This is a genomic window from Bartonella sp. TS82HLJMH, assembly GCF_042193495.1.
GTDB lineage: Bacteria > Pseudomonadota > Alphaproteobacteria > Rhizobiales > Rhizobiaceae > Bartonella > Bartonella grahamii.
On record NZ_JBHILU010000007.1, the window covers coordinates 19,022 to 38,790 of the forward strand.

Annotated in this window: 20 protein-coding genes and 1 pseudogene; 10 read left to right on the plus strand and 11 right to left on the minus strand. The window is 36.9% G+C overall.

Annotated elements, in window-relative coordinates; all coding sequences use genetic code 11:
• Positions 1-6: 6 nt before the first annotated feature.
• Both ACFIKO_RS04665 and ACFIKO_RS04670 read right to left on the minus strand, forming a co-directional pair.
• Positions 7-1,308 carry a dihydroorotase gene (locus ACFIKO_RS04665; RefSeq protein ID WP_375619833.1) on the minus strand — a complete coding sequence of 434 codons (1,302 nt, stop codon included), beginning with the start codon at positions 1,306-1,308 and terminating at the stop codon, positions 7-9.
• On the minus strand, positions 1,305-2,270 hold the full coding sequence (locus ACFIKO_RS04670) for an aspartate carbamoyltransferase catalytic subunit (RefSeq protein ID WP_375673425.1): 966 nt from the start codon (positions 2,268-2,270) through the stop codon (positions 1,305-1,307). Before ACFIKO_RS04670 ends, ACFIKO_RS04665 begins: the two co-directional genes overlap by 4 nt.
• Positions 2,271-2,395: 125 nt before the next feature.
• Between ACFIKO_RS04670 and ACFIKO_RS04675 the strand changes: the two genes are divergently transcribed.
• Complete coding sequence (locus ACFIKO_RS04675) at positions 2,396-4,015, plus strand: acyl-CoA dehydrogenase family protein (protein WP_375673426.1); 1,620 nt, start codon at positions 2,396-2,398, stop codon at positions 4,013-4,015.
• On the opposite strand, the gene ruvX is transcribed toward ACFIKO_RS04675, so the two are convergent.
• Entirely contained in the window at positions 4,000-4,479 is a 480-nt protein-coding gene (gene ruvX, locus ACFIKO_RS04680; protein WP_375619830.1) for a Holliday junction resolvase RuvX, read from the minus strand. The two genes, ACFIKO_RS04675 and ruvX, sit on opposite strands and share 16 nt — an antisense overlap.
• A gap of 138 nt (positions 4,480-4,617) precedes the next feature.
• Between ruvX and gatC the strand changes: the two genes are divergently transcribed.
• Positions 4,618-4,905 (plus strand): Asp-tRNA(Asn)/Glu-tRNA(Gln) amidotransferase subunit GatC, encoded by a 288-nt coding sequence (gatC, locus tag ACFIKO_RS04685; protein ID WP_375673427.1) that lies wholly within the window; start codon positions 4,618-4,620, stop codon positions 4,903-4,905.
• 33 nt (positions 4,906-4,938) lie between these two features.
• A complete protein-coding gene (gene gatA / locus ACFIKO_RS04690) occupies positions 4,939-6,423 on the plus strand; it encodes an Asp-tRNA(Asn)/Glu-tRNA(Gln) amidotransferase subunit GatA (RefSeq protein WP_375673428.1) in 1,485 nt (494 codons plus the stop codon).
• Positions 6,424-6,518: 95 nt separating this feature from the next.
• Here gatA and ACFIKO_RS04695 read toward each other — a convergent pair whose 3' ends face one another.
• The 5 genes from ACFIKO_RS04695 to ACFIKO_RS04715 form a co-directional block, all read right to left on the minus strand.
• Complete coding sequence (locus tag ACFIKO_RS04695) at positions 6,519-7,229, minus strand: ABC transporter ATP-binding protein (RefSeq protein ID WP_015856419.1); 711 nt, start codon at positions 7,227-7,229, stop codon at positions 6,519-6,521.
• Positions 7,216-7,998 carry an ABC transporter ATP-binding protein gene (locus ACFIKO_RS04700; protein WP_375619827.1) on the minus strand — a complete coding sequence of 261 codons (783 nt, stop codon included), beginning with the start codon at positions 7,996-7,998 and terminating at the stop codon, positions 7,216-7,218. The genes ACFIKO_RS04695 and ACFIKO_RS04700 overlap by 14 nt, the downstream gene beginning before the upstream one ends.
• Positions 7,995-9,053: a branched-chain amino acid ABC transporter permease gene (locus ACFIKO_RS04705; protein ID WP_375619826.1), complete on the minus strand. Its 1,059-nt coding sequence runs from the start codon at positions 9,051-9,053 to the stop codon at positions 7,995-7,997. Before ACFIKO_RS04705 ends, ACFIKO_RS04700 begins: the two co-directional genes overlap by 4 nt.
• Positions 9,053-10,129 carry a branched-chain amino acid ABC transporter permease gene (locus ACFIKO_RS04710; protein ID WP_375673429.1) on the minus strand — a complete coding sequence of 359 codons (1,077 nt, stop codon included), beginning with the start codon at positions 10,127-10,129 and terminating at the stop codon, positions 9,053-9,055. The genes ACFIKO_RS04705 and ACFIKO_RS04710 overlap by 1 nt, the downstream gene beginning before the upstream one ends.
• A gap of 114 nt (positions 10,130-10,243) precedes the next feature.
• Entirely contained in the window at positions 10,244-11,377 is a 1,134-nt protein-coding gene (locus ACFIKO_RS04715) for an ABC transporter substrate-binding protein (protein WP_375619825.1), read from the minus strand.
• 325 nt (positions 11,378-11,702) lie between these two features.
• Between ACFIKO_RS04715 and ACFIKO_RS04720 the strand changes: the two genes are divergently transcribed.
• The 4 genes from ACFIKO_RS04720 to ACFIKO_RS04735 all read left to right on the plus strand — a co-directional run bounded on the left by ACFIKO_RS04720 (position 11,703) and on the right by ACFIKO_RS04735 (position 14,642).
• Positions 11,703-12,278: a cold-shock protein gene (locus tag ACFIKO_RS04720; protein ID WP_375619824.1), complete on the plus strand. Its 576-nt coding sequence runs from the start codon at positions 11,703-11,705 to the stop codon at positions 12,276-12,278.
• A gap of 252 nt (positions 12,279-12,530) precedes the next feature.
• Positions 12,531-13,043, plus strand: a complete 513-nt coding sequence (locus ACFIKO_RS04725; protein WP_375619823.1) for a DUF192 domain-containing protein — start codon at positions 12,531-12,533, stop codon at positions 13,041-13,043.
• Complete coding sequence (locus tag ACFIKO_RS04730) at positions 13,040-13,813, plus strand: alpha/beta fold hydrolase (protein WP_375619822.1); 774 nt, start codon at positions 13,040-13,042, stop codon at positions 13,811-13,813. The genes ACFIKO_RS04725 and ACFIKO_RS04730 overlap by 4 nt, the downstream gene beginning before the upstream one ends.
• A 616-nt stretch (positions 13,814-14,429) precedes the next feature.
• On the plus strand, positions 14,430-14,642 hold the full coding sequence (locus ACFIKO_RS04735; RefSeq protein WP_015856411.1) for a DUF3126 family protein: 213 nt from the start codon (positions 14,430-14,432) through the stop codon (positions 14,640-14,642).
• A 42-nt stretch (positions 14,643-14,684) separates the two neighbouring features.
• Here the strand turns inward: ACFIKO_RS04735 and radC are convergent, their stop codons facing one another.
• Genes radC through sfsA form a run of 3 tightly spaced genes read right to left on the minus strand, consistent with a single transcriptional unit; the run spans position 14,685 to position 17,036 of the window.
• On the minus strand, positions 14,685-15,479 hold the full coding sequence (gene radC, locus ACFIKO_RS04740; protein WP_375619821.1) for a DNA repair protein RadC: 795 nt from the start codon (positions 15,477-15,479) through the stop codon (positions 14,685-14,687).
• 17 nt (positions 15,480-15,496) lie between these two features.
• Positions 15,497-16,327 carry a type I methionyl aminopeptidase gene (gene map / locus ACFIKO_RS04745; protein WP_375619820.1) on the minus strand — a complete coding sequence of 277 codons (831 nt, stop codon included), beginning with the start codon at positions 16,325-16,327 and terminating at the stop codon, positions 15,497-15,499.
• Positions 16,320-17,036: a DNA/RNA nuclease SfsA gene (gene sfsA / locus ACFIKO_RS04750; RefSeq protein ID WP_375619819.1), complete on the minus strand. Its 717-nt coding sequence runs from the start codon at positions 17,034-17,036 to the stop codon at positions 16,320-16,322. Before sfsA ends, map begins: the two co-directional genes overlap by 8 nt.
• Positions 17,037-17,320: 284 nt before the next feature.
• Between sfsA and ACFIKO_RS04755 the strand changes: the two are divergent.
• The 3 genes and pseudogenes from ACFIKO_RS04755 to rpsD all read left to right on the plus strand — a co-directional run bounded on the left by ACFIKO_RS04755 (position 17,321) and on the right by rpsD (position 19,766).
• Positions 17,321-18,158: pseudogene (locus tag ACFIKO_RS04755) on the plus strand (RNA methyltransferase).
• Entirely contained in the window at positions 18,151-18,975 is an 825-nt protein-coding gene (murI, locus tag ACFIKO_RS04760; RefSeq protein ID WP_375619818.1) for a glutamate racemase, read from the plus strand. Before ACFIKO_RS04755 ends, murI begins: the two are co-directional and overlap by 8 nt.
• A gap of 173 nt (positions 18,976-19,148) precedes the next feature.
• A complete protein-coding gene (gene rpsD / locus ACFIKO_RS04765; RefSeq protein ID WP_273722651.1) occupies positions 19,149-19,766 on the plus strand; it encodes a 30S ribosomal protein S4 in 618 nt (205 codons plus the stop codon).
• The last annotated feature ends 3 nt before the right edge of the window (positions 19,767-19,769 follow it).

Consider the following 19,769-nt stretch of genomic DNA (forward strand, 5'->3'; position numbering starts at 1 on the left):
ATCTCATTAAGTTTGTTGATCAAGTTTAAAAACGGTTTTCCCTTTCACAAAGGTCTGGAGCACGCGTCCTTGAAAACGTGCATTCTCAAAAGGGGTATTTTTTGAACGTGAATAGAGCTTCTCTTTCGAAACAACCCATGGTTCTTCAAGATCAACCACAATAAGGTCTGCATGAGCACCTTTCTTCAGTGTTCCTGCATTGAGTCCAAAGAGCTTTGCAGGCGCTGTTGACAAAAGTTCAGTTATCCGTAGAAGAGATAGGCTCTCATCATGATAAAGGCGTAAGGCTGCACTCAATAAGGTCTCCATACCAATAGCGCCAACCGCCGCGTCATTAAATGGTAAATGTTTTGTATCTTTACTCTGAGGATCATGAGAAGAAACAATAACATCTATAGTCCCATCCTTTATTGCTTCAATCATTGCTATACGGTCTTCTTCTGTACGCAATGGGGGCATTAAGCGAAAAGAGGTGCGATATTCACCAATGTCATTTTCATTGAAAGATAAATGATTAATAGATACACCAGCTGAAATTTTCTCACTGCGTTTTTTACCTAAACGAAGTGCATCAGCAGAGAGTGCTGTTGATATTTGAGCGGCATGATAGCGTGTTTGCGTTAATACTGCTAATCGCAGATCTCTTTCAAGTGGGATAACTTCTGCTTCGCGGGGGATGCCAGAAAGACCAAGCCAACTGGCGAGCAGTCCTTCATTCATCACACCTTGGCCTGTAAGATCTTTATCTTGCGTTTCATGCATCAATGGAACATCAAAATCACGTGCATAAGTCATTGCACGTCGCATAACAGATGAACTTTGAAGCGTTTTTTGTCCTTCACAAAAGGCAACAGCTCCTGCATCTTTTAGTAAACCAAATTCCGCTATTTGCTGTCCGTTGAAACCTTGTGTGATTGCAGCAACGGGATAAATATTGACCGATGACTTTTCTTGTACTGTATGCCTAATAAATTCAACAAGTGCTACATTATCAATGATTGGACGCGTATCTGGCATCATGAGGAAAGAAGTAATACCACCGGCGGCGGCGGATTGACTTGTTGATGCGATTGTTTCACAGTCTTCATTCCCTAATTCTCTAACAAAAACGCGCGCATCAACAAGTCCAGGGAGAATTGCTTTGTTTTGTGCGTTAACAATTTCTGCTTCGTCAGGAAATCCCTGATTCAGAGCTTCTTTTCCAGCGGCTATAATCCGTCCATTTTCAACAATAACTGTACCAATTTCATCGATTGCGCGCGAAGGATCAATAATACGAGCATTTTGAAAAACAATTGGTTTTATCATTTTTTCTCTCCTCTGATCTTTGCGCGTGAATCTAATAAAGTCTCCATAACCGCCATACGCACTGCAATTCCCATTTCTACTTGTGTATGAATCATACTTTGTGGTCCATCTGCTATGTCAGATGCAATCTCTACACCACGATTTATTGGTCCAGGATGCAGAATAATGGAATCATTTTTGGCATAGGCTAAATTTTCTTTATGTAAGCCAAAATAATGGAAATATTCATGCGTAGAGGGAATAAAAGAGCCTGTCATCCGTTCATGCTGTAAGCGCAACATCATGATAACGTCAGCATTTTTAAGACCTTCTTTCATCGTGTTAAAAACCTCAACACTCATATGAGCGATTTCTGCGGGTAAGAGTGTTGAAGGAGCAACAACACGAACACGAGCACCCAAAGCATTGAGACTCAGGATATTGGAACGGGCAACACGTGAGTGTAAGATATCTCCACAAATCGCAACAGTTAATCCTTCAATACGACCTTTTTCCCTTTTAATGGTTAAAGCATCTAATAAAGCTTGGGTTGGATGTTCATGAGCACCATCACCCGCATTAATGACACAACAATCAACTTTTTGCGCTAATAAAGCTGCCGCTCCTGCACTGTTATGGCGAAAAACCAGTATATCTGGCTTCATCGCATTGAGAGTTGTAGCTGTATCAAGTAATGTTTCTCCTTTTTTTACAGATGAGTTGCCAATCGCAAGACTCATCACGTGTGCACCTAGCCTTTTACCGGCTAATTCAAAAGAAGATTGTGTTCGCGTAGAGGCTTCAAAAAAGAGATTAATTTGAGTCCGTCCATGTAAAGTAGATTTTGTTTTATCAATTTTGTTAGAAAGGATAACATTTGCTTCTGCACGATCAAGCAATGTATTAAGATCTTGTACACTCAGATCTTTAATAGCTAAAAGATGTTGATGAGGGAAAAGTGGAAAAAAATTATCTTGAATCATAGCATTCTTCTTTATCTCTCTCTAAACAGGTTAAACAAGCATTTGTTTGAATATGATAAATGTTTCTTAACTCTAAAAAGACAAATAGTCTATGATATGAATGGTTTGAATGTAGGAATATACCTATGAGTGCTGTATCTGCGCAAAATAATCGTCGAAAAAATACATTTCTTAGCGATACGCTTATGTTTCGTATTGCCTCTACTTTGCCTAAGTTTTTGTTAGCAAGTTTTGAAGAAATAGGAGATTTTGCAGCGAGTCGAGAAGCATGGAAACTCTCTTGCTTGGCGAATCATTATAAGCCTTTATTATGTTATAATGATGAATGGGGGCAACCAACGGAAAAATTAGAGATCCATTCTTCCTATCAAGCTCTTCAACAATATTCTAGACAAGCAGGTTTGGTTACCTCACTTTGGGAAAATACGAGCTCAGAAAATGGAGTACGCTATCAAGCGCGTGCGATTCGTTTAGCTTTATCTGCTGGTTTAGAAACAGGACATTTGAATGAAGTTATCATAACGAGCGCAGCTATTGCTGTTTTAATTAGTGATATTGAGCTCTTCAAAAAATGGCAAAATGTACTTTTATCACGCCAATATGATTCCTCATCAAAGCCTATTCATCATAAAAAGGCTGCTTCTCTAACTTGTGCATTTGATGATATTGAAAAATACGCCTTTAATTTTCCAAGTGTTAAGAAGATTTCTTTCGATGAAAGTATGGAACGTGATCTATATCGTTTAAATGTTGTAAAAACCAATGTTATTAATCCTACTGCTGACGGATATCTTGTTAGTGCAGATTTAAATGGTCATTTAAGTTGTTTTTTTATTCCACGCATACAAGAAAATGGCGCATTAAATGGATTTATATCGATTCGTCATTTAATTCAGCGTTCTGGAGAACTTTTAACACCAGAGGGGGTTGTTGATTTCCAAGGCAGTTATGGTTGGCTTTTGGGAAATGTTGGAGAAGGGCTTAAAGTTATTAAAGATATCGAGACGATGATGCGTTTCGATCAATCAGTCATATCGGCAGGTGTTTTGCGAGCGGCTCTTCAATTTGGCATAGATTTTTTCCGGAAAAAAATGCCCAATCAACCTTTACCACCACTGACAGAACGTATTTTTGCAGATATTGCATTAGATATAGCTGCTTCACAAGCATTGGTTTTGCGTTTAGCGAGAGCATTTGACAATGCAGCAAATGACCGTTCTGAAGCAGCTTTTGCCCGCATTATGACACCTATTATTGCTTATCACGTAAGTCAATTGGTTGTGCCTATTATTGGCGAAATTATTGCACAACTTGGTATTGAAAGTTTTATAGAGAATAATCCATTATCACAAATGTTGCATAATGGGCCTGCACGAATTGTGAGAAATAGTTCTGCTAATCAATTGGTAAAGGATGCCATTCTTATTGCTGAAAAAGCACCGGGCCTATTTCAGAAATTGTTAGAAAAAATTGCTCTTGATATTGGACCAGCGGGACCACGAGCAATTGAAATTATTAAGTCAGCAGGTGATATGGCATCAGCAAATGAAGGTGCAGGAAGGTTTTTTGTTGAACAGGTAGCCTATGCAGCAGCAGCAGCAGCATTACGTTCTATAGATATAGAACATGTTGCAAATGCCTATATGGAAAGCCGCCTTGGGGGACAATGGAGATCTTCCTACGGGATGCTTATTGCACGATATAATGCAGGGCATTTGCTCAATGTCCTCTATCCTTCCATATGATGAAAGTTTTGAATTCTATTGAGAGCACCTTGCAATATAAACGCAGCGGCTGCCGAATCAATTCGGTGTGCTCTTTTAGCGCGCGATACATTCATTTCTAGAAGAGAACGTTCTGCAGCAATTGTTGACAAACGTTCATCCCAAAAAACAAATGGAATTTTTGTATAAGCTTTCATATTGCTCACAAAAGCTCTGGTTGCTTGAACACGAGAGCCGCTGCTTCCATTCATGTTAAGGGGTAAGCCAATGATAATAACGCCTACATTTTCACGGTCAAAAATTTTAATAAGTGTGTAAGCATCTTCTGTAAATTTTTTTCGCTGTAGTACAGGACGCGGATTTGAGACAGTCAGCCCCATATCAGAAACCGCAATTCCGATAGTTTTTGTCCCTAAATCTAAGCCTGCTATTGTTTGTCCAGGCAAAAGATGTGTCATAACTTCGTTTATATTAATAACGGTCATAAGGATATAATGCGTTTTTTAATGTTTCAGATCTAGTGGTTATATTCTTTATTCATGTTACCTAATATTCTTGCGCTTGCAAGCTCAGCCTTGTATAGCCAGAATAAAGATTAATAAAAACAGAAAGGTGTAAGTAGTATGTCTGTTGATCAAGAGACCGTCAAGCGGGTCGCACATTTAGCGCGGATTGCTATCCACGATGATGAGATAGAACCTGTGACAAAAAAAATCAATGCTATTTTAGGTTTTGTAGACCAATTGAATGAAGTTGATGTCAGTGGAGTTGAGCCATTAACATCTGTGATGCCGATGACTCTACGAATGCGTGAAGATAGTGTTACAGATGGCGATAAAGCAGCAGATATTGTAGCCAATGCCCCTGTTACAGAAGAAAATTTTTTTCTTGTCTCAAAAATTGTTGAGTAACTTTATTATATTTTTGAATATTTGAGAACCAATATGACTGATTTAACAACCCTCACAATTGCGCAAGCTCGTGATTCTCTAACAAAGAAAAATCTCAAAGCAACAGAATTAACGGAAGCTTATTTACAAGCAATAGAATCAGCTAATCCAATTTTGAATGCTTATGTAACAATAACAGCAGAACAGGCAATGAAAATGGCTGCTGAATCAGATAGTCGCTTAGCGAGAGGGCAGGGAGGGCTTTTAGAAGGAATCCCTTTGGGGATTAAAGATCTTTTTGCGACCTATGGTGTTCATACTCAAGCCTGTTCACATATCCTTGATGGTTTTAAACCACATTATGAATCAACTGTCACGGCTAATTTATGGCAAGACGGTGCTGTAATGTTAGGAAAACTTAATATGGATGAGTTTGCTATGGGCTCATCTAATGAAACATCATATTATGGTCCCGTTATTAATCCGTGGAGAAAAAAAGGCTCGGATGAAAAACTCGTACCTGGTGGTTCTTCGGGAGGATCTGCTGCCGCTGTTGCTGCACAAATTTGTGCTGGTGCAACTGCAACCGATACAGGTGGCTCAATACGTCAACCAGCAGCTTTTACTGGAACTGTAGGAATAAAGCCAACTTATGGACGTTGTTCACGGTGGGGCGTTGTTGCATTTGCTTCATCCCTTGATCAAGCTGGACCTGTTGCCAGAGATGTTCGTGATTGTGCTATCTTACTAAGATCAATGGCCTCTTTTGATGAAAAAGATTCTACTTCCGTAAATTTACCAGTTCCTGATTATGAAAGTTATCTTGGTCAATCAATTAAAGGAATGAAAATTGGTATTCCAAAAGAATATCATATGGATGGAATGTCTCCAGAAGTTATTGAGCTTTGGCAAAAAGGCATAAGTTGGTTAAAAGAAGCAGGAACTGAGATTAAGAACATTTCTTTGCCTCATACAAAATATGCTCTACCTTCTTATTATATTATAGCTCCTGCAGAAGCCTCTTCTAATTTAGCGCGTTATGATGGTGTGCGTTTTGGTCTACGCGTGCCTGGAAAAGACATCATTGAGATGTATGAAAACACGCGCTCTGTTGGTTTTGGTGATGAAGTCAAGCGACGTATTTTGGTTGGGACTTATGTTCTTTCATCTGGTTATTATGATGCCTGTTATCTAAGAGCTCAAAAAGTAAGAACACTCGTAAAACGTGATTTTGATCAATGTTTTGCTTCAGGCATTGATGCTATTCTGACACCAGCAACACTAACACCTGCCTTTGGTATTGCTGATGAAAAAATAAAAAATGATGCTGTAGCAATGTATCTTAATGACATTTTTACGGTACCCGTTAATATGGCTGGTTTACCAGGAATCTCTGTTCCTGCAGGTCTGTCATCAAATGGTTTGCCTTTAGGATTGCAATTGATTGGTAAACCTTTTGCTGAAGAAGTCATTTTTCAGATAGCGCACATTATTGAAAAAGAAGCAGGGATATTCAGTGCAGAAAAATGGTGGATGTAATAATCAAACTTCACAAAGGAGCATTTCTCATTGAGGATGAGAAATGCTTTTTTAAAAGGTGGAGGGATGAACTCTATTTCCTCAATTCGTAGTCTTTATCCACCAAGATAGGCTTCTTTAACACGCGAATCAGAGAGCATAGTTTTACCTTCACCGTGAAATAAAATATGTCCTACCTCTAAAATATAAGCATAGTCAGCTATAGAAAGCGCTGCAAATGCATTTTGTTCAATAAGAAGAACAGTTTTCCCCATCTCATTAATTTTTCGAATAATAGAAAAAATTTCTCGAACGAGAAGCGGTGCCAACCCCAACGATGGTTCATCTAATATGACCATATCAGGATTGCTCATGAGTGCACGACCCACAGCAACCATCTGTTGTTCACCACCTGACATTGTTCCTCCCAACTGTTTTGCTCTTTCACGTAGACGCGGAAAAAGATCGAATATCCATTCAATATCACGGGAAATTCCCTGCTTATCATGACGAATATAAGCGCCTAGATGAAGATTCTCTAAAACAGTGAGATGGGGCATGATACGTCGTCCTTCAGGACTTAGAGCAATACCTAATCGCAAAATCTCTTCTGGTGATTTTTTAATAATAGATTTGCCATTATAGGTAATTTTTCCATAAACAGAGCGATTAAGTCCTGTAATAGAACGTACAATACTACTTTTTCCAGCACCATTGGCTCCAATTAAAGTGACAATACTTCCCTTTTTTATGGACATAGAAAGATTTTGGACAGCTTTAATGGCGCCATAATGAACGTAAAGATTTTTTATTTTAAGAATATCCATAAACATCTCCGCCAAGATAAGCTTCAATAACTTTAGGGTTATTACGAATTTCATCTGGTGTGCCATTGGCAATGCAACAGCCATATTCCATAACCAAAATATGTTGGCAAAGCCCCATAACCACTTTCATATCGTGCTCAATAAGAAGAATTGTAAGATCAAAGTCTTTTTGCACTTTTGCTATGAATTTTCTAAGATCTTCACTTTCTTGTGGATTCATGCCAGCAACAGGTTCATCAAGAAGAAGCAATTTGGGCTTTGTGGCTAACGCGCGTGCAATTTCTAGACGTCGTTGCACACCATAAGGTAAAGCTGTTGCCGATTGATTGGCAAGGTGATCAAGTTGTAGCTGCTCAAGGAGCTCCAAGGAATTTTTATAAACCTCCTTCTTTTCTTTCATTGCTTTTGAAAAAAATAGAGCTGAAGAAAACCAAGGATATTTTTGTCGAACATGCGCTCCTACCATAACATTCTGCAAAACCGTTAACCCTGAGAAAAGACGAATATTTTGAAATGTTCTGGCAATATGGCGTCTACAGATAATATAAGGAGGCGCTCCAGAAATTTTTTGCTCATCAAAAATAATGATGCCGCTTGTAGGGGCATAAAATCCAGAAATCATATTGAAAACTGTTGTTTTTCCAGCACCATTGGGACCAATTAATCCAGTAATACTTCCTCGTTTAATTGCCATATTAATATTATTTACAGCAATTAATCCGCCAAAACGCATTATAATATTATTGAGTGAAAGGATGGTGTCGTTCATAGTCTTCCCTCAGTATTAGAAAGCTTTTTGCGTGTCAAAAAGCTATAAATTCCATTCCATGAGAATTCTCGTTGTCCCATCAACCCCTTTCTCCAAAACAAGATAATTACAAGCAATAAAAGAGAAAAAACAACCATGCGAAGTCCTGGTGTTTCTGGAATATGTATAAAACCTAAGTCAAATGGACTTTCAATAATACGAAGCCATTCAAGCATAACTGTAATAATAATGCTGCCAATAATGCTTCCTGTAATTGAACCGAGACCACCAGCAACTACAATCATCAAAATATTAAAAGTTAGAAGAAAATTAAACATTTTGGGATCAATGGTTGAAATAAGAGCAGCCATTAATGCTCCACCTATACCTGCAAAAAACGCTCCAACAGTAAAAGAAAAACTACGGTAGAAAAAAGCGTTAATTCCCATAGTTTTTGCAGCAATTTCATCATCACGAATAGCACGTAATACGTTACCAGTATTGCTTTGCAGTAAAAGGATAGTAAAGAGAACTGTAAATGCTAACCAACCATAGTTCCACCATAATGTTGCATTTTGAGGTATTCCCTTGATACCTAAAGAGCCATTTGTAAGCGATGTTGCGTTCGTAATGACAATGCGAATAATTTCTGCAAAACCCAATGTTGCAATTCCAAGATAATCACCACCAAGACGTAATATTGGCAAAGCAATCAATAAACCTACAACTGCAGCACATATACCACTTATAACAACAGCGACAAAAAAAGGTAATTGTAGATGATACAATGGTTCAGCGATAGGCTCCAGAATCCACATCATTTCTTTTTGTTCAGGGGAAAGAAGTAAAATTGCGCAAACATAAGCACCAATAGCCATAAATCCAGCATGTCCAAGAGAAAACATACCTGTGAAACCGTAAATCAAATTAAGCGAAATTGCCAATATCGCATTAATAGCAATCAGATTTATGATACGAAGCGTATAGTCATTAAAATGGCTATCAGCATAAAATAAAAAACCTATGAAAACTAAAACACTTATACAAGATAAAACAGTTGTCACTGACTTTGCCATTAGATTTTCTCCTGATTTTTTTTACCCATTAATCCTGTGGGCAATATCAATAAAATCAGAATCAATAAAATGAAAGCGAAGGCATCTCGATATCCAGATAGCGCGGGAAAAAATGCGATAATCATAATTTCAATAAACCCTAATAACAATCCTCCCAACATTGCTCCTGGTATTGAACCAATACCTCCGATAACAGCAGCGATAAATGCTTTGAGACCAGGAAGAACGCCCATATAAGGCTGAATTTGAGGATAACGTAAAGACCACATAATACCTGCTATAGCAGCAAGAGCTGAGCCTATTCCAAATGTAAATGCAATAACTTTATTGACAGACACACCCATCAAACGTGTCGTTTCAATATCATGGGAGATTGCACGCATAGCAAGACCCGGTTTTGTTTTATGGATAATCCATAAAAGCAAAACAATAAGAATCAATGACACAACTGGAACGATCAGAGACATGGGAGCAATTCTAATGATACCATCTGCTCCTGATCCTAAATGCCATAAAAATGGTGTTACAAGGAAATCTGGTTGTTTTACACCTTTCGGAACACCACTAAAGAGTACAGTAGAAAGATTTTCAATAAAAAAAGAAACACCAATTGCACCGATAAGTGCCGAGATACGCGGAGCATGGCGTAGAGGTTTATAGGCAAGTTGATCAACAATAATACCCACTGCACTTGTAATAAAAATGGAAAAACAAAGAGCTAAAACCCAAATCGGGGTGAAATCTTGTGGAGAAATTTTAAAATAATAAACAAAACCTAACGCAAGGATTAAAAAAACAGCAATCCAATAAATTGAAGGGCGCCTTTTAAACCCTATAAAGACCGAATAATAAATAAGAGCCGCGAGAAACAAAAGAAGAAGTGCTGCCCAAGCAGGCATAAAGCTAATTGTGGAAAAGAAAACAAAATATGCTCCCAGCATAAAGATATCACCGTGAGCAAAATTAATGAGTCTCAGTATACCGTAGACCATGGTGTAACCAATAGCGATAAGCCCATAAAGAGATCCCAATGCCAGTGCATTAAAAAAATACTGGATGAACATTTCAGTGCTCATCTCTCATCCTTCCACATTTATTAATTTACATAGGATAACAAGAAATTTTTAAGTTTTTGGTTGAGAAAAAGATCCTCAACCAATTCTTGCATTTTAATAAGTAAAACTTTTTAATTAAAAAGCAGGCTTAACTTCTTCTAAATAAACACGTTTTCCATCCTGTATTTTAATGATACCAATAGGAATCTTAGGGTTATGATTTTCATCCATTGACATATCACCGAAGGGGGTTTGAAAATCTTTTAATTTGCTAAGAGCGATAGTAATTTTTTCACGATCAGTGCTACCAGCATTTTCAATAGCCTTCATGAACATCATATAACTCGTATATCCCAAAACAGAATTAATATTCGGCTCTTTGTCGGGATACTCTTTTTTCCATTCTGCTGTGAATTCTTGCGCAGCTACTGACATATTTGGCATATCCTCACTATAGGGAAGTGTCGTATGTAAGAAACCTTCTGCAGCTTTTCCTGCAATCGCAATGGTTTCTGGATTATCCATAGCATCTCCACCCATAATTTGAAACTTTGCTCCTAATTCTCGTGCTTGTTTCATAATGATAGCACCCTCAGAAAAGTAAGATGGAATGAATAAGATATCAGGTTTTTGCGCGATAATTTGCGTAAGAACAGCTGAAAAATCCTGATCTCCGGAATTATAGTTTAAATTTGAGACAACTTCACCACCTAATTTTTTGAAAGCACGCATAAAATAGCTTGCAAGACCAATGGCATAATCGTTTGAAATATCTTTGAGAATAGCTGCTTTTTTTGCGTGTAAAGTTTGGCTTACATAAGTCGCGATTCCTACCCCTTGATAGGAATCAATAAAACAAGCGCGGAAATAATATTTTTTGCCCTGTGTAACAAGAGGACTCGTTGAGGAAGTTGCAATGGTTGGAGTCTTTGCTTTTTCAGATATTTCACCACCTGCCAACGAAAGCGAGGAACCATAGCTACCAATAATTCCACTTACTTTTTCACTTGCTGTTAAACGCATAACAGCATTAGCCGCTTCTACTTTATCAGATTTATTATCAATAATAACAAGTTCCACTTTACGTCCTAAAATTTCTGGAATTTTTTTATGGGCTAATTCTATACCTCTAATTTCAAGCTGACCTCCAAATGCATTTTGACCACTTAATGGAAGATAAACACCAATCTTGATAGGTTCACTTGCATAAACATTTGCTGTAAATGCCATGAATGCTGTGATTGTCGTAAGGATTTTCTTCAATTGCATTGCGCATTTTCCTTAATTGAATTGTTATTTTTTCACCTTATATTGAACTTCTTCATCATGCAAGTTACACATATTATGAAAATATCATTATGTAAAAAAACCTTTCATATAACCTCTTTTGTAAGGCACTTCTTGTAAGATATATAAAGCTTACAATCAAATAGTTTTATAAATATTCATATTGATATTCTCTGACATTAACATAGAAGATACGACAATATGGGGAAATCTTATCTTGGGGCTTGCGTGTTGATACAAGAGCAATGTTTACTAAAACCTAGAGAATCAATATCGTACAATTTATAAGCTACAGGATCACGTTATTATGACGAGTAAGGATGCATTAAAAGATTGTCCCCTATCTGAAGATGGTATAGGTGCTTGTGGAGAGATTATCGAAGTCAGTGGTGTCATTAAGTGGTTTGATGGTAGTAAGGGGTATGGATTTATTGTACCTGATTTACCTCATTTCCCCGATATATTATTGCATGTTACGGTAATGCGAAGGGATGGTTTTCAAACAGCTTTGGAGGGAGCGAAAGTTATTTGTGCTGTGGAAAAAACTGAAAGAGGGTTAAAGTGCGTTCAGGTGAAATCTATAGATTGTTCTTCAGCAATTCATCCATCAGAAGTTCCAGCCCGTACCCATGTTGTTGTTACTCCAGAAAGTGGACTAGAACGTGCAATTGTTAAATGGTTTAATCGTGACAAAGGATACGGTTTTCTTAGCCGTGGGCAAGGAACAGAAGATATTTTTATTCATATGGAAACGTTGCGCCGTTTTGGTTTAGCAGAGCTTCGTTCCGGCCAAGTTGTTCTTGTGCGTTTTGGTAAAGGAGAAAAAGGTTTAATGACAGCAGAGATTTATCCGGATATAGGCATTCCTTTAGCTACGCATTGAATTTCACGAATGAAAACAGTATGTTTTCTATGTTTTTAAAGGTGGTTATTCCGTAAATTGCTATAGAAGTAGATTTTTAAAGAAAATATGGCTCTAGTGAATCCATAAACCAAATGGAGAAAGTTACGCGTATTCCATTGAAAGAAATTAGAAAACAATAAGGAAGTAATCCTCTTATTTTTTTGACTTTTAAACTCTGGTACTTTTTATTTTAGAAACAAAATTTAAAATTTTTCTGTGGTGGAGACAAGAATGTTAAAGCCTTTTAAAAAGGGGTATATTGTTTTATTGGTAATGCTTTTTATGTTAGAAATGCGTGTTGTTGTAGCAAAAAAGCCCATAGAGATTCCTGTTCATCCAATTCCTTTAGAAATACATACAAAGCAAGGTACGGTTTTTTATAAGGTAGAGATTGCTTTTACGCCGTCTCAAGCAGCAGCTGGTTTAATGTATCGGACTGATTTTCCACGTGATCGTGCAATGCTCTTTAAGCAACTAAAAAGTTCTCAATCGGGAGATGAACAGAAAATTTTTATGTGGATGGCAAATACACCTTTACCTTTAGATATGATTTTCCTAAACTCTGAGGGAGTTATTGTATCGATTGTTGAAAACACTTCTCCATTTTCGACAAATACCATTTCATCAGAAGTTCCTGCAGCTTTTGCACTTGAGATTAACGCTGGTGAAGTTTCTGAAAAAAAGATACAAAAAGGGCAACGTGTTATTCATCCTGTACTTTGTGGAAAGTGCAATAAAAAATGACCGCTGAAGATATTCGTTTTTTTGAATATAATGGTTTGCGATTTGCTTATCGAGAAGAAGGGCAGGGCGCACCTGTTTTGTTGATCCATGGTTTTGGATCTTCTGCACGAGTGAATTGGTATGCAACAGGTTGGTTTCGCATTCTCACTGAAGCAGGATATCGTGTTATTGCTCTTGATAATCGCGGTCACGGAGATTCAGTTAAAAGTTATGATCCTGTCTTTTATACACCTCAAGCTATGGCTGGCGACGCAATAAAGTTACTACAGCATTTAGAGTTATCTAAAGCCCATGTTATGGGATATTCTATGGGGGCTCGTATTAGTGCTTTCATGGCTCTTTTGCATCCAACATATGTACACAGCGTTATTTTTGGTGGTTTAGGTATTGGTATGGTAACGGGAGCGGGAAATTGGGAGCCTGTTGCTGAGGCACTTTTAGCAGAAGATATTTCTACCATTACCAATACGCGCGGTTTAATGTTCCGTAAATTTGCAGATCAAACGAAAAGCGATAGGCGTGCTCTTGCTGCTTGTATCATTACATCAAAACAGGAGTTAACGGCGTCTGAAGTTTACAAAATTAAGCAACCTGCACTTGTTGCCGTTGGTTCATTAGATGAAATTGGTGGTGCTGCAGAGCCATTAGCAGCTTTATTGCCTTGTGGTGAAGCTTTATCAATTCCTGGTCGAGATCATATGCTTGCTGTAGGCGATAAAGTTTATAAAAAAGGTGTTATAGATTTTCTTTCTCGTTATCCTATAAGATAAGCATTCTTCATAGGTTTTAGCATTTATAAAAATACTCAGTATTTTTATCTCGTATAAATTGAAAAAAGCTTATTTAAAAATTTTTCTATTGTGACATAAGTTTTTATAAAAAATGGGAAGAAAAATAAACTCTTATTAGCTTATTTTGTATATTTTTTAGAGATGTAATTTTTCTAAGGTTAGATAATTATACTTTAAAATTTATTAAAAAGAATTATTTTTGAATGATGTAATAATATTTTTTGCTGAAAAATGTAGTTTTAAATAAAAAAAGTATTGTTATTTGTATTTTTTATAAAAAGAAAAAAATTATAAATTATTGATCAATTTTTCTTACGAAGATGCATTCTAAATGCAGATGCTAGAATTGGAGATAAAGTAAAATTATTAAAAATATAAAGTTTTTTGCCATTTTTTAATCTATACGGGTATATTTAATAATGATAGGCTCCTTTTGTAAAAGTTCTTTATGAATGTATAAAGAACGTTGTAAATATATGTAATATTAAGTAAATGTCCAGGTTAAGCTTTTTTACTGACTTTACAGAATCATGGGAGTGTCTTATTTGCGCGACACGCAATTATTTTAGTCGTTTCAAAAAAACAGGAGAGCATAGTGAATGCTGATGAAATAAAAAAACTTGATAATTATTTAAAAAATATATTCCAAAACTCAGCATTACAAGTCAGAGCACGGCCTAAAAAGAGTGATTCTTGTGAGGTTTATATGGGAGATGAGTTTTTAGGCATTATCTATCGAGATGAAGATGAAGATGAGCTCTCCTATAATTTTTCAATGGCTATATTAGATATTGATTTAGAAAATTGATTCGTTATTCATAGTTAAATGAATCTTTTTATCCCATAAGATTTATATAAGTTTTAACGCTTTAAAGCTCGTATGGTTATTTCGTGCAATAATAAGATGGTCATGGATGATAATGCCTAATGCATTTGCTGCATCTTTTAATCTATATGTCATTGTTATATCTGCATCAGAGGGGGTGGAATCGCCAGAAGGGTGATTGTGGACTAAGATAAGTCCTGATGCGGATAACTCTAAAGCTCGAGAAATAACTTCACGAGGATAAACAGGGGTATGATCAATGGTTCCGGTTTGTTGCACCTCATCAGCAAGTAAGCCGTTTTTCTTATCAAGAAACAAAATACGAAATTGTTCACGTGTTTCGTGAGCCATAACAGCTTTACAATAAGCTAACACTTTATCCCATGATGAAAAAATATCGCGTTTAAACAATTGCGCACGAGCAAGACGCCCAGCGACATCTGAAATAATTTTTAAATCAATTGCAGTGGCCGGACCACATCCTGGAATTTCTTGAAGTCGGTGAATATCGGCTCCCAACACATCAGCTAATGAACCAAAATGCGCTATCAAATTTTTAGCTATGGGTTTTGTGTTTGCACGGGGTATTGTGCGAAAAAGCAATAATTCAAGATATTCATAATCTTCAATTGCATTTCCTTTTGACTTTAAATAGCGCTTCCGAAGACGTTCACGATGTCCTTGATAATGTTTATGAAGCTGTGCGTTTTTCTGAGGCTCTTCACTTTTTCTTTCTGATACTGGGGTGAGTGGAGAACTCGATGTTAATGCAAAGTGATTACTTTGAGTATCTTCCTTTTGATTTAATTTTTTAGCCATAACATCTCTACGTTGCGTTAGGTATGCGAATTTGGAATATAAAAAATATTTTTAGGAGATTGTGTAAATATTTCACACCCTTCATTTGTGACACCAATTGTATGTTCATATTGTGCCGTCAGAGAGCGGTCACGGGTAACAGCAGTCCAACCGTCAGATAAAATCTTAACTTGTGGTTTCCCAAGGTTAATCATAGGCTCAATTGTAAACATCATACCTTGTTTTAATTCTATTCCTTCTCCAGGATTTCCATAATGGAGGATGTTGGGTGCATCATGAAAAAGCTGCCCAATACCATGTCCACAAAAATCTTTCACAATTGAGCATCGTTCAGATTCTGCATACTGTTGAATAGCTGCACCAATATCACCTGTGGTTGCTCCAGGCTTAACAACAGCGATTCCTTTCATAAGACTTTCATAGGTTATTTTTAGCAGGCGTTCTGCAGCACGTCTGATTTTTCCAACAGGATACATTCGGCTTGAATCCCCATGCCAACCATCAAGGATAAAGGTTACATCCACATTCACAATATCGCCTTCTTGCAAGGGTCTTTTATTGGGAATGCCATGACAGACAACGTGATTGATAGATGTACAGCATGAATGGCTGTATCCATGATAATTTAGATCAGCAGGAAGTGCTCCTCGCTTAGCACCAAAAATGAATACAAAATCATCAATTTCTTGCGTAGTAACGCCTGGCTTAATAATATCCGTAAGCGCATCAAGGCATTCTGCAGCAATGCGACCAACTTCACGCATTTTAGCAAAAGCATAATCATCGAAAATGCGAATTTTCCCATTAAATTTTAAAGGGCTTTTATTATATTCAATATACTCAGTCATTGTTTTTTCTGTTTTCTATTTTTACTCTCTGAATCGGAAAAATGCCTTCTACACTTACGTGACACTTTACAGCATAAAATTCTACTCCTGATTTTAATGCTAAATCAAATTTACGTCCATAGAGTGGATCAAGATCATGACAGATCGTAAAAGCTGCGCAATCTTCTCGTTGAATAATATAAAGCATAGCAGCTCTTTTTCCTTGTTGTACAACTCCTATGAGCTCATCAAGGTGACGTGCTCCACGTTTTGTTTTGCTATCAGGAAATTCTGCTAACCCTTTTTGACGAATAAAATGAACATTTTTGACTTCTAGGTAACAATCAGGAAGAATGTCATCACGTAAAAGAAAGTCAATCCGTGATTGTGTCCCATAGCGTTGTTCTTTTAAAATTGTTTTATATCCACTTAACTCTGGTAGTAATCCGTTTTGAATTGCTTCTAATGCAAGTTTATTGGGTAAAGCAGTATTAATGCCAACCAAAGTATTATTGGCTTCAATAATTTCTAATTGATAAGCATATTTTCGTTTGATCTTATTATGATATGAAAGCCAAATATTGGAGTTGAAAGCTGTTAATCCAAGCATTGATCCTGTATTAGGTACAGACACGGTGAGGACATGCTGATTATCTTTTTCAACATCCGCAAGGAAACGTTTATAACGGCGGATAAGCTTTGCGGGAAAAAGTTTTGGAATAAAGTGCATATTTCTTTTTTAGGATTTATGATTTCATAATTCAACTGAGATTGTGATTTGTGGGGGCTATTCCCTATAAAAAAAGATAAAATTGATGTAAAAAATGCTACGATATCCTATATAAATTGTTATAAATTCCATCGTTCACTTTAATGGCTTTTAAAATTTATTGTCTTTGAGTGAAACGATAACGTTGTCTATAATTTATTATTAAACAGCATTAGAGTACTGTGAAGAAGGTTTCGTAAAAAATAGTGGAGAGGGAGATAGTTAAGTGAAACTAGGTAAGATTGATGGCTGGAACGAATAAGAATCGTGAAAATTTAACAAATGGTCCCATTATTATTTTAGTTGAACCGCAGCTTCCTGAAAACATTGGTATGGTCGCAAGGGCAATGGCAAATTTTGGGCTTTCTAATCTTCGGTTAGTCAAACCTCGAGAAATGTTTCCAAATGAAAAAGCTAGAGCTGCTGCAAGTAAAGCTGATCATGTCATTAACAACGCTGTGATTTTTAATACATTGCGTGATTCAATTGCAGATTTACACTATGTTTTTGCCACAACAGCACGTGAAAGATGTGGATTTAAAACTGTAAAAAGTGCTGTCGAAGCAGCAAGCGTATTACGTCAGCGTGAAAGTATCGGACATAAGACAGGTATTGTCTTTGGAAGAGAGAGATGGGGATTAGAAAATGATGAAATCAGCCTTGTTGATGAAATTATTACTTTTCCAGTTAATCCTGCTTTTGCGTCACTTAATATTGCGCAGGCGGTTCTTTTAATGTCTTACGAATGGATGAAAACAGGTTTAGAGAATGTCAGCGATACGGCATTTCGTGCCACAGAGATGGAACCTGCAAATAAAACAATATTTCATGGTTTTTTATCTCAGTTAGAAGAGGCTTTGAATATTCGTGGGTATTTTAGACCCCCAGAACGCAAAGAAGTAATGCTTGCAAATTTGCGCTCTGTTTTTACGCGCGCTAACTTTAGTGAACCTGAGGTTCGTTTATTGCGAGGCATTATATCTTCTTTGGATCATTTTTCGCCACAATATCCACGGGGGAGTAGAGCACCTGAAGAGCGTGATCGTAAAAAAATTAAAAATAAGTGTGAAAACTAATGGATGAACGACCTGTTCTTTTTTTTGATAGCGGTATTGGTGGTTTAACAGTGTTCAGGGAGGCACGTATTCTTATCCCTGAAATGCAATTTATCTATGTTGCTGATGATGCAGGATTTCCTTATGGAAATTGGAAAGAAAATATTTTGAAAGAGCGTATTTTAAAGATTTTTACAAATCTTTTAACACGCTACAATCCAGCCTTATGTGTGATTGCTTGCAACACCGTTTCTACACTGATGATGGCAGATTTACGACAGAATTTTTCTCATGTCCCTTTTGTAGGAACGGTTCCTGCAATTAAATCAGCTGCTGAACAAACAAAATCTGGTTTTATTTCCGTATTAGCTACTCCTGGAACAGTGAAACGTGCCTATACAAATGAATTAATTAATTCTTTTGCTGGACAGTGTCATGTTCAGCTTGTGGGAAGTAAAAAGCTGGCTGGATTTGCTGAAGATTATTTACGGGGAAAATCTATCGATTCAGAAGAGTTAAGAAAAGAAATCCTGCCATGTTTTGTGGAAAAAAATGGACAATATACTGATGTTATTGTTTTAGCCTGCACACATTATCCTTTTTTGATTAACTTCTTTCGTGAACATGCTTTATGGTCCGTTGAGTGGGTTGATCCGGCGAAAGCGATTGCCAAACATATCAGATCATTATTACCACTGTCGGAAAAAGTACACGATCAATATATAAAGAAATATCAAGATTTTGCGTTTTTAACATCGAAAAATATCACTTCTTTAACGGAGAATTTGTTTAAAGGATTTGGCTTAAAACTCATGAAAGGAGTTGACTTTGGGTTGCGAGACTAATAATGATGATCTAGCTATTTTTTCAAGAAAATAGCATTAATTGACGTGTCCCGTGGATAACTTTGCATATTGATATGTTAAGGTATTCTGTCAGTCTTTAGTATTTAAAGGCAGAGGAGGGCGCGTTTCCTTGGGGTCTTAAGATCTCGTGTTTTATTTTATAAGGAAATGCGATGAGTAAACGCGAAACAACAAAGTATAAAATTGACCGTCGTATGGGAGAAAATATTTGGGGTCGTCCAAAATCTCCTGTCAATCGTCGTGATTATGGTCCAGGTCAGCATGGACAGCGTCGTAAAGGAAAACTTTCTGACTATGGGGTGCAGTTGCGTGCTAAACAGAAATTGAAAGGGTTTTATGGAGATATTTCAGAAAAACAATTTCATAAAACCTATGAAGAGGCTGCTCGTCGACGGGGCGATACTGGTGAAAATCTTATCGGTCTGTTAGAATCACGTTTGGATGCTGTTGTTTATCGTGCAAAATTCGTTCCTACGATTTTCGCTTCTCGCCAATTTATCAATCACGGTCATGTTAATGTAAATGGTCGGCGCACAAATATTCAATCTTATCGTTGTAAACCAGGTGATGTTATTGAGGTTCGGGAAAAATCAAAACAACTTGTTTTAGTTTTGGAATCAGTGCAATTGGCTGAACGTGATGTCCCTGATTATATTGAAGCAGATCATAAACAGATGAAAGCAACCTTTACACGTATTCCTGCTTTTGCAGATGTTCCTTATGCTGTGCAAATGGAACCTAATTTGGTTGTTGAATTTTATTCTCGATAATTT

Coding starts and splice junctions, on each gene's coding strand:
- ACFIKO_RS04715 (WP_375619825.1), bottom strand. CDS start 11,377: ATGCAATTGAAGAAAATCCTTACGACAATCACAGCATTCATGGCATTT.
- ruvX (WP_375619830.1), bottom strand. CDS start 4,479: ATGACCGTTATTAATATAAACGAAGTTATGACACATCTTTTGCCTGGA.
- ACFIKO_RS04675 (WP_375673426.1), top strand. CDS start 2,396: ATGAGTGCTGTATCTGCGCAAAATAATCGTCGAAAAAATACATTTCTT.
- ACFIKO_RS04695 (WP_015856419.1), bottom strand. CDS start 7,229: ATGGATATTCTTAAAATAAAAAATCTTTACGTTCATTATGGCGCCATT.
- ACFIKO_RS04730 (WP_375619822.1), top strand. CDS start 13,040: ATGACCGCTGAAGATATTCGTTTTTTTGAATATAATGGTTTGCGATTT.
- gatA (WP_375673428.1), top strand. CDS start 4,939: ATGACTGATTTAACAACCCTCACAATTGCGCAAGCTCGTGATTCTCTA.
- radC (WP_375619821.1), bottom strand. CDS start 15,479: ATGGCTAAAAAATTAAATCAAAAGGAAGATACTCAAAGTAATCACTTT.
- murI (WP_375619818.1), top strand. CDS start 18,151: ATGGATGAACGACCTGTTCTTTTTTTTGATAGCGGTATTGGTGGTTTA.
- gatC (WP_375673427.1), top strand. CDS start 4,618: ATGTCTGTTGATCAAGAGACCGTCAAGCGGGTCGCACATTTAGCGCGG.
- ACFIKO_RS04665 (WP_375619833.1), bottom strand. CDS start 1,308: ATGATAAAACCAATTGTTTTTCAAAATGCTCGTATTATTGATCCTTCG.
- map (WP_375619820.1), bottom strand. CDS start 16,327: ATGACTGAGTATATTGAATATAATAAAAGCCCTTTAAAATTTAATGGG.
- ACFIKO_RS04700 (WP_375619827.1), bottom strand. CDS start 7,998: ATGAACGACACCATCCTTTCACTCAATAATATTATAATGCGTTTTGGC.
- sfsA (WP_375619819.1), bottom strand. CDS start 17,036: ATGCACTTTATTCCAAAACTTTTTCCCGCAAAGCTTATCCGCCGTTAT.
- ACFIKO_RS04710 (WP_375673429.1), bottom strand. CDS start 10,129: ATGAGCACTGAAATGTTCATCCAGTATTTTTTTAATGCACTGGCATTG.
- ACFIKO_RS04725 (WP_375619823.1), top strand. CDS start 12,531: ATGTTAAAGCCTTTTAAAAAGGGGTATATTGTTTTATTGGTAATGCTT.
- ACFIKO_RS04705 (WP_375619826.1), bottom strand. CDS start 9,053: ATGGCAAAGTCAGTGACAACTGTTTTATCTTGTATAAGTGTTTTAGTT.
- rpsD (WP_273722651.1), top strand. CDS start 19,149: ATGAGTAAACGCGAAACAACAAAGTATAAAATTGACCGTCGTATGGGA.
- ACFIKO_RS04670 (WP_375673425.1), bottom strand. CDS start 2,270: ATGATTCAAGATAATTTTTTTCCACTTTTCCCTCATCAACATCTTTTA.
- ACFIKO_RS04720 (WP_375619824.1), top strand. CDS start 11,703: ATGACGAGTAAGGATGCATTAAAAGATTGTCCCCTATCTGAAGATGGT.